The sequence below is a fragment of the Microbacterium phyllosphaerae genome, from assembly GCF_017876435.1.
Classification (GTDB): domain Bacteria; phylum Actinomycetota; class Actinomycetes; order Actinomycetales; family Microbacteriaceae; genus Microbacterium; species Microbacterium phyllosphaerae.
Genome location: NZ_JAGIOA010000001.1, coordinates 1,668,087 through 1,681,028, shown reverse-complemented (window position 1 = coordinate 1,681,028; position 12,942 = coordinate 1,668,087). Strand labels below are relative to the sequence as shown.

Here is a 12,942-nt window from a genome sequence, read left to right as displayed (position 1 = left end):
TTCCATCCTGCGCCGATGCGCGGCGCCGCGTCAGAACCCCAGGCACATCACTGTGACTCCCGCAGCCATTGCCCACGACTCGACCGCGAGCAGGCGGGCGGTGCGCCCCTGATGCACGGGCACGAGCACCCATTCGGCGACGACGGTCCAGAGCACCACTCCGACGACTCCGATGATCACGAGCGCGGAGAGAAGCCCGTCCAGGCCGTGTCCGCCGTGTCCGCCCGCCTGGACCACCGCTTCGCCCGTCGACAGGCTCTCGAACGAGCAGATCGCCATCACGAGCGACACCAGGGCGCGGTGACAGCACGTCGCCGCGGCAGGCGTGCCCCGTACACCGGCTGTGCCGAGCATCGCCGACACGAGAAGGACGACCCCGAGCGCCAGACCGATCATCGCGTCGCCCCCGGTGACCGCGATCACGATCATCGCGGCCGCCATGATCAGCGCGCTCTGTCTCCCCTGCCACGGCACGTCGCGCCAGACGGCGACGCACGCCGCGGCCGAGACGATGGCAGCGAGCGCCATCAGCCACGGCGCCGACGGAAGGAGCGGATCCACACCCGCATCATATTGATCAGTTGCTCAAAATAGCCAGACCCCCGGTGGATGCGACAGGATGGGCGGGTGCCCCGTGTCGTCGATCACGATGAGCGCCGCCGGCAGATCGCCGAGGCGCTCCTCGCCGTGGCAGCACGCGACGGGCACGAGGCGGTCTCTTCGCGCGCAGTGGCCAAGGAGCTCGGCGTGGCGACGGGCTCGCTCTGGCACTACTTCGACGGCTTCGACGACGTCGTCCGCGCGGCCGCGGCGGAGATCACCCGGCGCACCGACGAGCGCATCCGGTCGGCGACGATGGGACTCCGCGGCCTGACCAGACTCGACGCACTCATGCGCGAGGTACTCCCCGTCGACGACGGCACCCGCACCGAGGCGTACGTGGTGGTCGGCTTCTGGGGCCGCCTCGCCGCACTCGCCTCCAGCCCGGATGCGGGCTCACCGACGTTCGCGACCTGGCAGGACGGCATCAGCGAGTCGCTCGACGAAGCCGTCGCCGACGGCGAGCTGTCGCCCGCGACACCGAAGCACGCGCTCATGTCACTGCTGCGATCGATCACCTACGGCCAGCAGGTGCTGGAGGTCACCGAGCCCCACGGCGCCGAGGCGCACCTCGCGGTGCTCGACAGCATCCTCTCGCCCTGGCGGGCCTGAGCACTCGCGCTCCCCCTCCGGAACACTCTTCCCCGACGCTCTTGTGCGCCTCGGCCACATCGGCGTACCATCATGCCAATCCGTTTATTGAGCACTCGCTCGAAATAGTGAGGTACGACGATGTCCCACCCCCAGCCCGTCACGATCGACCGGATCGCCACGCCGCACCCGCTCGACCCGCTCACCGGCGAGGAGATCGCCGCAGCCCGAGCCGTGCTCGAATCCGCCGGCCTGCTCGGAGAGACCGTGCGTGTGCCGATGCTCCTGCCCGACGAGCCCACCAAGCAGGAACTCGCGACGTGGAAGCCCGGCGCGCCGATCGACCGACGCATCGACGCCACACTGCTCGACACGGCGACGGGCGCAGCGACCGAGGTCATCGTCTCGATCACCCGCGGCGAGGTGCTGCGCACCGAACGGGTGCCGAACGATGCCCCGCCCTACGGACAGCCGCAGTACCTGTTCGAGGAGTACGGGCGCGCGGAGGAGATCGTCAAGGCCTCCCCCGAATGGCAGGCCGCGATGACGCGCCGCGGTCTCGCAGAGCATATGGAGCTCGCCTTCTGCGGCCCTCTCGCTCCCGGCTACACCGGCCGGGCGGACGAGGTGGGCCGCCGAGTGATCCGATCGCTCACCTTCCTGAAGTACGACGAGAACGACTCACCCTGGGCGCATCCCGTCGAAGGCCTCGTCGTGCACATCGACCTGACCGCGGGCAGCGTGATCCGCATCGATGACGAGGGCGACGTGCCGGTTCCGGCCGGCCACGGAAACTACTACTCCGAGGTGCAGGGCGCGGCCCGCACGACCCTCAAGCCGATCGAGATCACGCAACCGGAGGGCCCGAGCTTCGCGGTCACCGGATCGCTCGTCGAGTGGGAGAACTGGTCGATGCGGGTGAGCTTCAACGCCCGTGAAGGTCTCGTGCTGCACGACGTCACCTTCGACGGACGCTCGGTGCTCAGCCGAGCGAGCGTGCCCGAGATGGTCGTGCCCTACGGCGACACCGCTCCCGGCAGATTCTGGATCAGCTACTTCGACGCGGGCGAGTACCTGCTCGGCAAGAACGCGAACCATCTCGAGCTCGGATGCGACTGCCTGGGCGTGATCCGCTACCTCGACGGCTACGTCGCCGACGATCACGGCAACCCCGTGCGCATCCCGAACGTCGTCTGCATGCATGAGGAGGATTACGGCATCCTCTGGAAGCACACCGACCTCGCCGGGCGCTCGGACGTGCGCCGCTCGCGGCGCTTCGTGATCTCGTACTTCTCGACCATCGGCAACTACGACTACGGCTTCTACTGGAACTTCTCGCTCGACGGCTCGATCGAGGTCGTGGCCAAGGCGACCGGCGTCGTCTTCGCCGGCGCGGGCGAGCCCGGTGTGCGGCAGAAGCACGCGACCGAGCTCGCTCCCGGGGTGTTCGCCCCCGTGCATCAGCACCTGTTCTGCGCGCGGCTCGACGTCGCGATCGACGGCGACGAGAACCGCCTCTTCGAGATCGACGCGCAGCGCATCCCGATGGGTCCGGAGAATCCGTTCGGCAATGCGTTCACCTGGTCCGAGACCCAGCTCCGCACGGAGCTCGAGGCGCAGCGCGAAGCCGACACCTCGGTCGCCCGCGCCTGGGAGGTGCAGAGCACGACCAGGACGAACCACGTCGGACGCCCCACCGCGTACCACCTGATCCCCGAGCCGACGGCGCTGCTCATGGCCGATCCTTCGTCGTCGGTCGCCGCGCGCGCGACCTTCGCGACCAAGCATCTGTGGGCGACGCAGCACGAGCAGGGGCAGAACTGGCCGGCCGGTCGGTACCCCAACGCGCACCAGGGCGGATCCGGTCTGCCCGAGTACTCCGCCGGCGACCGCTCCCTCGACGGCGAGGACATCGTGCTGTGGCACACATTCGGGCTGACCCACTTCCCTCGTCCGGAAGACTGGCCGATCATGCCCGTCGACTATGCCGGATTCTGGTTCAAGCCGAACGGCTTCCTCGATCAGAACCCCGCGATGGACGTGCCCCCGTCATCTCAGGCGCGCGGCTCGGCAGCGACCGGATGCTGCGGCGGAGCGGACTCCTGCACCTGCGGCCACTGACCCGAGCCCGGGTTCACGGCGTCGCTCTCGTCGGGCGCACCGCGGCGGAAACACGCGTCGAAGGTGCCCCTCACGAGAGGCCGGCGATCGCGACACGCAGGATGCCGTCGGCATCCTGCAGCGCCTGCGCTGAGCGGTGCGCCGATGCGCCGGTCGAGAGCATCAGGATCGCGAGCTTGACCGAGCCGTCCGCCGAGGCCAGGGCGGCGGCTGCGTCGTCGACCGTCGCGCCGGTGAGTTCGGTGACCGTGCGGATCGACCGCGCATGGAGCTTCTCGTTCGTCGCGAGCAGGTCGACCATCACGCCGTGATGCGTCTTGCCGAGCTTGATCATCGACAGTGTGGTCAGCATGTTCGCGACGAGCTTCTGCGCTGTTCCCGACTTCAGGCGCGTCGAGCCCGAGATGAACTCCGGCCCGGTGACGACCTCGATCGCGATGTCGGCCACCGCGCCGATCTCGGATGCTGCGTTCGAGGCGATCGCGACGGTGAGCGCGCCGACCCCGCGGGCGAACTCCAGGCCGCCCACGACATACGGCGTGCGGCCGGAGGCGGAGATCCCCACCACCGTGTCGTGCGCGGTCAGCGCGAGCTCTCGCAGCGACAGGCCGGCCGCCTCGCCGTCATCCTCGGCGTTCTCGACAGCGGAGCGGATCGCCGTCTCTCCTCCGGCGATCAGACCGACGACCATCGACGGATCCGTGCCGAAGGTCGGAGGGCACTCGCTCGCATCGAGCACGCCGACGCGTCCGGCCGTGCCCGCACCGATGTAGATCAGGCGACCGCCCCTGCGGAAACGCGCGGTGATGCCGTCGACCGCGGCGGCGATCTCGGCACTGCGCTCGGCGACCGCTTCGGGCACGCGGCGGTCTTCGGCGTTCATCAGGGCGACGAGCTCGGCAGTGCCGAGCAGATCGAGGTCGCCTCGCTCGGTCGACGACGCCTCGGTGCCGAGCGCCGAGAGCACATCGAGGAGGTCGGTCAGTCTGTTCTCTTCATTCGGCACGGTGCACGAACCTTTCATGGGGAAGATCAGTGCGCTCGGCGAGCAGGAGTGCGCCGTCGAGAGCGTCACCCGCGGGCGGCACGACGTCGCGTCCCGCCGAGCGCAGAGCGGCCTCGAGACCCGCGCGGAACCAGAGGTGGTCGGTCAGTCCTCCGTGCAGCGCGACATGTCGAGACGCGGGGGCCGCCGCGGCGGCCGAGGCGACGAGCAGACGAATGCCCTCGGTGACGATCTCACCGGCGATGCGATCACCCGATTCCGCGGCGTCGAGTACGAGGGGCGCGAGTGTCGCGAGGCGTCGCGCGAGCGGAGCGGTGCTCGCCAGCCACGCAGGGATCGCCGTCGGGTCGCCTATCGGAGTCTTCAGGGCATCGGTCAGCACCGTCGACGGCCCCAGATCGACGGAGGCTCGCAGCACCGCGCGCAGCGCCTCCCGCCCGAGCCAGGAGCCGCTGCCGAGGTCACCGAGTTCCGGCCCCCAGCCGTCGACGAGCCTGGCGCCATCGCGGCGGTCGACCCCACCGTCATCGCTGTCGGCGCCGTCTTCCGCGCCGAGGCCGAGCGCCGCGGCTCCCGTACCGGCGATGAGGAGCACACCGGGCGCCCCGCCGAGCGCGCCCGCATGGGCTGACACCACGTCGGACGTCACGACCACCTGCGCATGGAGCTCGGCGCGGAGTCGCCGGGCGAGCGCGGCTGCCGCAGTCGGCGCCGCCCACGCACCGGCCGCGCCGATCGACACGGCGGCGACCGACTGCTCGAGATGAGCACCCAACGGAAGGATCGCCTCGAGCGCGGCATCCACGCCGTCGGAGGACGCGAGACCGGGCGCTCCGACACCGTCATACAGGGGGCGGCGAAGACCCGCCCCCTTCTGGTCCGCACCATGAGCGCTCGGTTCGAAGAGCACTGCGCGGCACCGCGACTTGCCGAGATCGACGGCGATGACGGCGCGCGGAGAAGGCATGGAAATAGTCTACGCATCTCGAGACAGTCATGAAAGAATTGTTCAGACCGGGACCAGCCTCGACGCAGGAGAGCAATGAGCATCCAGACGACGATCGCCACGGCGGCCGAGACGCTGCCACCGTCGCTCGCCCGCATCGCCCGCACGATCTCCGATGACCCGCGCATCGTCGTCGACAGCACGATCACCGAGATCGCGTCCGCGTGCGCCACCTCGGTCGCCTCCGTCGTACGTTTCTGTCGAGCGATCGGCGTGAACGGCTATGCAGCGCTCCGGATGGCCCTGGCCACCGAACTGGGCCGGGAGTCCGCGCAGTTCCCCGCCTCGTCGGGGTTCGGCTCGGAGATCTCCTCGGCGGACTCGCTCCGCGAGGCCACCGCCAAGGTCGCCGCGCTCGAGCTCCTGTCGATCGAGGAGACGATCGCCGGCCTCGACTACGACGTGCTCGCAGCGGCTGTCGACGCGGTAGACGAGGCCGATCGCATCCTGCTCTTCGGCATCGGTGCGAGCGGTCTGGTCGCGGCGGACCTCGGCCACAAGCTGCTGCGCATCGGGCATACCGCGATCGTCCTCACCGACGCGCACGAGGCGAGCGCAGCGGCCGCGCTCGGAGCCAGGAAGACCGTCGTGATCGCCTTCTCCCACTCGGGCACGACGCGCGAGACGCTGCACTTCGTGCAGACGGCACGATCCGCGGCGAGCACCACGATCGGCATCACCGGAGCATCCGATTCCCCGATCGCGGCCGAGGTCGATCACGTGCTGCTGAGCCACGCCCGTGAACCGCGCTTCCGGGCGGGCGCCATGGTCAGCAGGATCGCCCAGCTCGCCCTGGTCGACTGCCTGTTCGTCGGCGTGGCCCAGAAACGCCACGCCCACTCCGTGCACGCGTTGCAGCGCACGGCCGACGCCACGCAGACGCTGCGCTGACGCTCGGGTCTCAGGCGGGCACGGGATCGCCGCGATGCTCGGTGCCGACCGAACCCGCGGTGCGCAGGAACACGATGATCCAGCTGAAGATCAGCACGGCGGCGATCAGCTCGACCGCGGTGAGGTTGTAATAGCCCACGGCGAAGAACGCGGCGAGCAGGACGATCACCAGCACGTAGGCCCACCCGAACGCGACGAAGACCCGCGGGATCGCTCGGAGGAACCACGGCAGCCCCACGACGACGACGGCGAACACCACCACCATCCCGGTGGCCACCGTGTTGTGCACGAGGAAGAACTCGTCGACGGGGAAGATCCCGACGCAGGCGAGGAAGATGCCCATCAGGATCAGGCCGCCCCGCACGATGAACCGGCCTCGCCGATCGATGGGGTCGTCGATCGGCAGCCCCGCCGTCGCGTAGCGCGAGATCGTGGTGACCATGACGCCGGCGATCACCAGCGTGACGTTGAAGGCGACGGATGCGCTGTTCGTGCTCATTCCCAGAGCCGAGAGGTTGTCGCGCCACCAGTGCACGTCGCTGGACGCGAGCATCGCGGCGAACGCGCCGACCACGAGGAACACCGCGAGCACCAGCGACAGGACGGTCGGCGTGAGCGCGACGGCGCTGAGGAACGTCACGTAAGCGGTGAGTGCGAATGCCACCGCGACCAGGACCGCCCCGGGGAAGGCGAACACCGGCGCATCCGTGAAGCTGCGCTCGAGAAGCTCGGCGATGCCGAGCCAGCCCAGGTACGCGATCGCCGCATGCGCGAACGCGATCGCGGCGAGGTCGTACCAGCGCAGCCGATCACCGGGCACGCTGAATCCGTCTCGCGTGCCGTCGGGCGCCACGACCGCCGGGCGGACGACGAGCCGCCCGAGTGCGAATGCCAGCAGAGCCGTGACGGCCCCACCGACTGCGGCGAAGACCCCGATGGATCCCGCCCCGCTGATCGCCATCTCCCGACCCCAGAAGACCGGCCACCCGATCACGAAGCCGAGCACGAAGAAGACCGCGCCGACGATCAGCGCTGTCGCCTCGAACACGGCATCCGATGTGTCGGGCCCGCGCAGCTGACGCAGGATCTGCATGACCTTCTCACCGAGATATCGCATCGTCAGCCTCCGAGCACATCATAGAAGCCTCGCTGCGCGGCCACGCCGGTGATAGCATCACGGAACGGATCGTATACAACGTCGTCGTTCCACCACCCGAGGTGATCAGTCATGAACGGTGTGCCCGCAGCCCCCGCCGAGTCGGTATCCACGCTCATCGCGCGCAACATCAGCGAGTTCCGGGCCGCGGTGTCGGAGTCGTTCGTCCCCCTTCAGGTCTCGACCAACGGTCCCGACCACTTCCGAGGGGTGATCCGCGGAGCATCCGTCGACGAGGTGCACGTGAACGAGGTGCGCGCGACCTCGCATGTCGTCGAGCGCACTCCCGAACTCATCGCCCGCAGCGACAGGTCCTACTTCAAGCTCAGCCTGATGCTCGCCGGAACCGGGATGCTGATCCAGGACGACCGCGAAGCCGTGCTGCAGGCCGGCGACCTGGCCGTGTACGACACCGATCGCCCCTACTCCCTCGTGTTCGACGACGACTTCCGCACCATGGTCGTGATGTTCCCCAAGCACCTCATCAGCCTCCCCGCCGATGTGGTCGGGCAGCTGACCGCGGTGCGGATCTCGGGCCAGGGCGGGCTCGGCGGAATGGTCGTGCCCTACCTCACACAGCTCGCGGGCAACCTCGATCAGCTCGCCGGAACCACCGGGGCGCGCCTCGCGCACAGCGCCCTCGACCTCGTCACGACCGTCTTCACGCGAGAACTCGGGCTCGACGAGGTGTCGGCCGACCCGCATCGCGCGCTCGTGCAGCGCATCCGCTCGTACATCGACCGCAACCTCGCCTCCACCGACCTCGGACCCGCCTCGATCGCGTCGGCGCACTTCATCTCGACGAGACACCTGCACGGGCTGTTCCAGGAGCAGGGTGTGACGGTCTCGACGTGGATCCGCATGCGGCGCCTCGAGCAGTGCCGACGCGATCTGCTCGACCCGATGCTCGCCGACCGCCCCGTCGCGGCCATCGCCGCACGCTGGGGGTTCGTGGATGCCGCGTACTTCAGCCGCGCGTTCAAGACGGCCTTCGGCATCTCCCCCAGCGAGTACCGCGCCGCTCACTGACGACCGACGGACTTCGGAGGCTGCGGCAGTAGCCTGAAGGGGTGACCCAGACCATCAGCGCCCGCGCCGTCCTGCTCGACATGGACGGCACTCTCGTCGATTCGACCTCCGTCGTGGAGCGTCTGTGGCTGGCGTGGGCTGCACCCCACGAGATCGACCCCGCGACGGTGCTGCGCGTCGTCCACGGCCGTCAGGGCCATCAGAGCATGGCGATCATGCTTCCCGAGCGCGATCACGAGATCAACATCCGCGAGAACGCCGTGATGCTGGCGAACGAGAGCAAGGACGTCGACGGAGTCGTCGCGATCGAGGGCGCGGATGTGCTTCTTTCTGCGCTGCTCCCCTACCCGCACGCGATCGTGACCTCGGCCGATCTCACGCTGATGAATGCGCGCATGGGGCAGGCGGGTCTCGCCGTTCCCTCGCTGACTGTGACAGCGGAGAACGTGTCAGCATCGAAGCCGGATCCTGAGGGCTTCCTGCTGGGCGCGAAGCTGCTCGGCATCGATCCGGCCGACTGCGTCGTGTTCGAGGACTCGGGCGCAGGCATCCAGGCCGCTCACGCCGCGGGGATTCGCGTGATCGGTGTCGGATCACACGCGATCTCCCATGAGCCGACCTTCCATGTCGACGACCTCACCCAGGTCGCCGTCGTGCCGATCGACGGCGGCTTCGAGCTCACGGTTCGATGATGCCGTGATGCCGTGATGCGGTGATGCGGCAGCCGTCGCGTCGACGGTGCGGCAGCCGTCGCGTCGATGATGCCGCAGCCGTCGCGTCGATGATGCCGCAGCCGTCGCGTCGACGATGCCGCAGCCGTCGCGTCGACGATCGCGTGACGGGGTCGCTTCGATCGGGCACGCCCAGGTCATCCAGCGCGGGTGAGCTGCGCGGGGAGTTTCAGCCGGGCAGCGCTGAGCCGTGGGGTGCGCCACTGCTGCTCGGGGTCCCACCACCGCGGCCCCCGCACCTGCGGGATACCCGCGTTCATCCGGATCTCCCACCCCGAGGAACCGAGACTTCGGTGATGCCACCAGCACAACGGCACACCGTTATCCGTATGCGTCGGCCCTCCCCTCGCATGCTCGGTGACGTGGTGAATCTCACACCACGATGCCGGAACGTGGCACCCGGGGATCAGACACTCCTTGTCGCGGGCGATGATCGCCCGCCGTTGATGCACAGTGAACACGCGGTCGGTGGTCGAGATGCCGATGATCCGGCCCTCATCCATCAGCACCCGCTGGATCGACCCACTGCATGCGACCTGCGCCGCGACGGAGATGGGGACGTGGGCCCCGGATCCGGGGATCGTCGCCCAGCCGCCATGACCGTTCGCGCCGAGGTCTTTCGCATCGACGTTCACCACGAGTACCGGTGACGCCCCACCGAGAGTGGGCATGTTCTTGTGTCGGGCCGCGATCTGAAAGATCATCGCGAGGGCATCGTGGCGTTTCTGCGCTGCGGTGCGGTCATCGAGCACACACCGCGGATCAGAGTTGAACGGATCCGCCTCACCACCGCCACCGTCTGCGCCACCATCCGCGTCACCGTCGACGTCGACGTCGACGTCGACGTCGACGTCAGCATCCGCACCGTCGCTCGGTGAGAAGTGCACGCCGGGCATCGGTGGGCCGTCGCCCTTGGGGTTGAGGATCGCGTCCAGGATCAACTGCAGTTGCGCCGCGACGTCCGGGGTCAGATACCCGCGGATCGCGTGCACTCCGTCCTTCAGCCGGCCGATCGTGACGCCCCGCCGGCGCCGGGAGACCTCATCCTTGGATTCTTCCCCGTCCGGGTCGAACATCGACGCGAGATCCTCCGCGAGAGCCTTCAAGTCCTGCACCGTCGGCGCAGGCCCCGGCGAATCAGCCTCGAGATCGTCCGCATCCGAGTCATCGGCGACCACGACGCCGTGCCCGCGCGCGCACCCGGCCAGCGCGACATCCGCCGCGAGGCGTTGATCGACGGTGAGGCGATCCCACACCTTCTCGATCGGACCGGTCGCGGCGAGGAACCCCGCCACCCCGACCACCCCGTCCAGCAGGGCGAGTCGCAACTCGGACCAGCGGGCGGGCATCCGCTCCCCCGACAGGCTCACCGGGCGTCGCACCAGATCGACGACCGTGTCGACCCTGGACGCGCCCCGCACATCCACCCGCACCGTCCGCTGCAGCAACTCGTTCAGACCCCGGCACCCCGCCGCATGCGGGAAGTCCACCGCATCACCCGTCGCGATCGTCTCCACGATCACCGCCTCGACCCGACGGAACGCAGCCCCCGCACCCTGTAACACCGTCACCCGGTCCGCATCCGACAGCCCCGCGAGCGCGTCATCGGACAGCACCGCATCGAGGTCGGCGATGACCCGATCCAGAAGCTCCGCGGTGCTGTTCATACCCGTAAGTCAACACGGGACCACCGACACTGAAGACCCGAAACGAACCCGAATTACCCCAGTTCAGATGCGTATTCCAATCTCCCAGAATGCTGCACGTGGATGGCGGACGAGACCGCGGAAGGGGCGGCGAAAGGGACGGCGGAAGGGACGGCGGAAGAGACCGCGGAGGGCGGCGGAAGGAACCGCAGAAGGAACACCGGAAAGAACCACAGGAGAAACAGCGGAAGGAACCGCAGAAGGAACACCGGAAGGGACTGCAGGAGGGGCTGCGGCAGGAACGGCACGAGGACCGCAGCAGGGTCGACAACGACCACCGGATAACAGCGACCGCTGGGCCTCACCACGGCTGAGAGCCGCCCGCGACCGAACGCCCCTACATCCCTGCGTGGTCGAAGGCGATGGTCGGCACATCCACGACATGGGATCCGCCGTCGGCCACGATCACCGCCCCGGTCACGTACGACGACTCCCCCGAGCCGAGGAATCGCACGACCGATGCGATCTCCGCGGGCTGAGCCGGACGCCGCAACGGAACGTCGGCCGTCACCGTGGCATAGGCCTCTTCGCGCGACCCGAGCTCGGCATGGGTGGCGAACTCGTCCATCTCGTCATCGGCCATCGGCGTCTGCACCCACCCGGGGCACACCGCGTTCACCCGCACCCCCTGACGTCCGTAGTCACGAGCCAGGGTTCGTGTCAGCCCGATGAGCGCATGCTTGCCCACCGTATAGCCCGCCACAGAGGGCCCCGCGAAGAGCCCTGCCAGTGACGAGACGATCACGATCTGCCCCTTGGCCTCGATCAGCGCCGGAAGCGCCTCCCGCGCCATGACGAACGCCGTGGTGAGGTTGGCGCGGATCGCGGCATCCCACCCGTCATCGTCGGTGTCGGCCACCGGCGAGAACCCGTGACCGCCGGCGTTCGCCACGAGGACGTCGAGTCTCCCGAAGGTGGCGAGCACCTCGGCGACAGCGGCCTTCGCCGAAGCCGTGTCTGCCGCATCGGCGACGATCGGATGCGCCCCCACCGCGGCCTCGACCGCTCGCAGAGGTCCGATGCGGCGGCCGACCACCACGACATGCGCACCCTCGGCGGCATACCGCTCGGCGATCGCTGCTCCGATGCCCGTCCCGCCTCCCGTGATGACGATGACCCGCCCGGCGACGGTCGATCCGACTGTATGTCCCATTTCTGCTCCTGATCTGTCTGCCGCTCGTGCGCTCATGGTCGGGCCGTGACGGGTTCAGGCCGGAAAGCCTGAACGAGCCGAGTATCCGAAGTCGCTGACGACGGTGGTGCCGTTGATGGCGCGGCTGCGCCGGGACACCAGGTAGACCACATGCGAGGCCACCTCATCGGCGCTCTGCACGGGGAACCGCGGCGCCGCGAACGCCTCGGCTCCGAGGTCACCTCGACTCATCGGCGTGTCGACGATCGACGGCGCGACAGTGTTCACGCGGATGCCCGAGGCGGCCAAGTCGACCGACAACGCGCGACCGAACTGCACGAGCGCGGCCTTCGACGCGCAGTACGGCACCATGCCCTCAGAGGCGACGAACGCCGAGTCGCTGGCGATCAGGACGACGGATGCCCCACCCGCAGCGCGCATCGCAGGAAGCGAAGCCGACACGACGAGGAACGGCCCCGTCACGTTGACTGCGAACACGGCGTTCCACTCGGTCAGTGAGATCTCATCGATCGGCGCGCCCACCGGCCCCGAGATGCCCGCGCAGCAGACGACCGCGTCGAGCACGCCCAGCGCATCCACCGCCCTCTGGACCGCGTCGGCGACCTGAGCCTCGTCTGTGACGTCGGCGACGAGAGCGACGGCATCCCGGCAGCCGCGGGCCGTCTCGGCGAGTGCCGCGCCGTCGCGATCGATCAGAGCGACGCGCACGCCCTCCGCGGCGAGCGCGAGGGCGGTCGCACGGCCGATGCCGCTCGCCGCACCCGTGATCAGGGCGGTGGTGCCGTTCAGCTGCAGATCCATGGTCTCCCCGAGACTCCGCCGCTGCGCCGATCACGCGGTGAGGACGGCGGTGTCTTCACCGTCATCCTGCTCCCGCTCCTCCGCTCCGTGAATGCGACGCAGGGTGCTGTGCGCGCTGGAACCATCGTCCTTCGCTCAGCGTCAACCGCCA

The 12,942-nt window shown here is 68.9% G+C and carries 13 protein-coding genes; 5 read left to right on the top strand and 8 right to left on the bottom strand.

Annotated features, from left to right (window positions below; translation table 11 throughout):
- Positions 1 to 30 precede the first annotated feature (30 nt).
- Positions 31 to 561, bottom strand: a complete 531-nt coding sequence (locus JOF42_RS07790; protein ID WP_210097341.1) for a hypothetical protein — start codon at positions 559 to 561, stop codon at positions 31 to 33.
- Between the two features lie 66 nt (positions 562 to 627).
- Between JOF42_RS07790 and JOF42_RS07785 the strand changes: the two genes are divergently transcribed.
- Both JOF42_RS07785 and JOF42_RS07780 read left to right on the top strand, forming a co-directional pair.
- Positions 628 to 1,212, top strand: coding sequence for a TetR/AcrR family transcriptional regulator (locus tag JOF42_RS07785; protein WP_210097340.1), 585 nt, complete (start codon positions 628 to 630; stop codon positions 1,210 to 1,212).
- Positions 1,213 to 1,332: 120 nt separating this feature from the next.
- Positions 1,333 to 3,312, top strand: a complete 1,980-nt coding sequence (locus JOF42_RS07780; RefSeq protein ID WP_210097339.1) for a primary-amine oxidase — start codon at positions 1,333 to 1,335, stop codon at positions 3,310 to 3,312.
- Between the two features lie 70 nt (positions 3,313 to 3,382).
- On the opposite strand, the gene murQ is transcribed toward JOF42_RS07780, so the two are convergent.
- Positions 3,383 to 4,318 (bottom strand): N-acetylmuramic acid 6-phosphate etherase, encoded by a 936-nt coding sequence (gene murQ / locus JOF42_RS07775; protein WP_210097338.1) that lies wholly within the window; start codon positions 4,316 to 4,318, stop codon positions 3,383 to 3,385.
- Positions 4,308 to 5,285, bottom strand: a complete 978-nt coding sequence (locus JOF42_RS07770) for an N-acetylglucosamine kinase (RefSeq protein ID WP_210097337.1) — start codon at positions 5,283 to 5,285, stop codon at positions 4,308 to 4,310. The genes murQ and JOF42_RS07770 overlap by 11 nt, the downstream gene beginning before the upstream one ends.
- Before the next feature lie 75 nt (positions 5,286 to 5,360).
- Here JOF42_RS07770 and JOF42_RS07765 point away from each other — a divergent pair, with 75 nt between their 5' ends.
- The gene (locus tag JOF42_RS07765; RefSeq protein ID WP_210097336.1) at positions 5,361 to 6,215 is read left to right on the top strand and encodes a MurR/RpiR family transcriptional regulator; all 855 of its coding nucleotides are present in this window, start codon (positions 5,361 to 5,363) and stop codon (positions 6,213 to 6,215) included.
- Positions 6,216 to 6,225: 10 nt separating this feature from the next.
- On the opposite strand, the gene JOF42_RS07760 is transcribed toward JOF42_RS07765, so the two are convergent.
- The gene (locus JOF42_RS07760) at positions 6,226 to 7,332 is read right to left on the bottom strand and encodes a DUF998 domain-containing protein (RefSeq protein ID WP_210097335.1); all 1,107 of its coding nucleotides are present in this window, start codon (positions 7,330 to 7,332) and stop codon (positions 6,226 to 6,228) included.
- A gap of 111 nt (positions 7,333 to 7,443) precedes the next feature.
- Between JOF42_RS07760 and JOF42_RS07755 the strand changes: the two genes are divergently transcribed.
- Both JOF42_RS07755 and JOF42_RS07750 read left to right on the top strand, forming a co-directional pair.
- A complete protein-coding gene (locus JOF42_RS07755; protein ID WP_210097334.1) occupies positions 7,444 to 8,400 on the top strand; it encodes an AraC-like ligand-binding domain-containing protein in 957 nt (318 codons plus the stop codon).
- 41 nt (positions 8,401 to 8,441) lie between these two features.
- A complete protein-coding gene (locus JOF42_RS07750) occupies positions 8,442 to 9,092 on the top strand; it encodes an HAD-IA family hydrolase (protein WP_210097333.1) in 651 nt (216 codons plus the stop codon).
- Here the strand turns inward: JOF42_RS07750 and JOF42_RS07745 are convergent.
- The 4 genes from JOF42_RS07745 to JOF42_RS07730 all read right to left on the bottom strand — a co-directional run bounded on the left by JOF42_RS07745 (position 9,079) and on the right by JOF42_RS07730 (position 12,791).
- On the bottom strand, positions 9,079 to 9,261 hold the full coding sequence (locus JOF42_RS07745; protein WP_210097332.1) for a hypothetical protein: 183 nt from the start codon (positions 9,259 to 9,261) through the stop codon (positions 9,079 to 9,081). The genes JOF42_RS07750 and JOF42_RS07745 overlap by 14 nt on opposite strands.
- A gap of 7 nt (positions 9,262 to 9,268) precedes the next feature.
- Positions 9,269 to 10,798, bottom strand: coding sequence for an HNH endonuclease signature motif containing protein (locus JOF42_RS07740; protein WP_210097331.1), 1,530 nt, complete (start codon positions 10,796 to 10,798; stop codon positions 9,269 to 9,271).
- Between the two features lie 376 nt (positions 10,799 to 11,174).
- Positions 11,175 to 11,990, bottom strand: coding sequence for an SDR family NAD(P)-dependent oxidoreductase (locus JOF42_RS07735; RefSeq protein WP_210097330.1), 816 nt, complete (start codon positions 11,988 to 11,990; stop codon positions 11,175 to 11,177).
- Positions 11,991 to 12,044: 54 nt separating this feature from the next.
- Positions 12,045 to 12,791: an SDR family NAD(P)-dependent oxidoreductase gene (locus JOF42_RS07730; RefSeq protein WP_210097329.1), complete on the bottom strand. Its 747-nt coding sequence runs from the start codon at positions 12,789 to 12,791 to the stop codon at positions 12,045 to 12,047.
- Between the last annotated feature and the right edge of the window lie 151 nt (positions 12,792 to 12,942).

Excerpts from the sequence above, each read along its gene's own strand:
- JOF42_RS07780 (WP_210097339.1), top strand. The coding sequence starts at position 1,333 with ATGTCCCACCCCCAGCCCGTCACGATCGACCGGATCGCCACGCCGCAC.
- JOF42_RS07765 (WP_210097336.1), top strand. The coding sequence starts at position 5,361 with ATGAGCATCCAGACGACGATCGCCACGGCGGCCGAGACGCTGCCACCG.
- JOF42_RS07760 (WP_210097335.1), bottom strand. The coding sequence starts at position 7,332 with ATGCGATATCTCGGTGAGAAGGTCATGCAGATCCTGCGTCAGCTGCGC.
- JOF42_RS07735 (WP_210097330.1), bottom strand. The coding sequence starts at position 11,990 with ATGGGACATACAGTCGGATCGACCGTCGCCGGGCGGGTCATCGTCATC.
- JOF42_RS07730 (WP_210097329.1), bottom strand. The coding sequence starts at position 12,791 with ATGGATCTGCAGCTGAACGGCACCACCGCCCTGATCACGGGTGCGGCG.
- JOF42_RS07770 (WP_210097337.1), bottom strand. The coding sequence starts at position 5,285 with ATGCCTTCTCCGCGCGCCGTCATCGCCGTCGATCTCGGCAAGTCGCGG.
- JOF42_RS07740 (WP_210097331.1), bottom strand. The coding sequence starts at position 10,798 with ATGAACAGCACCGCGGAGCTTCTGGATCGGGTCATCGCCGACCTCGAT.
- JOF42_RS07755 (WP_210097334.1), top strand. The coding sequence starts at position 7,444 with ATGAACGGTGTGCCCGCAGCCCCCGCCGAGTCGGTATCCACGCTCATC.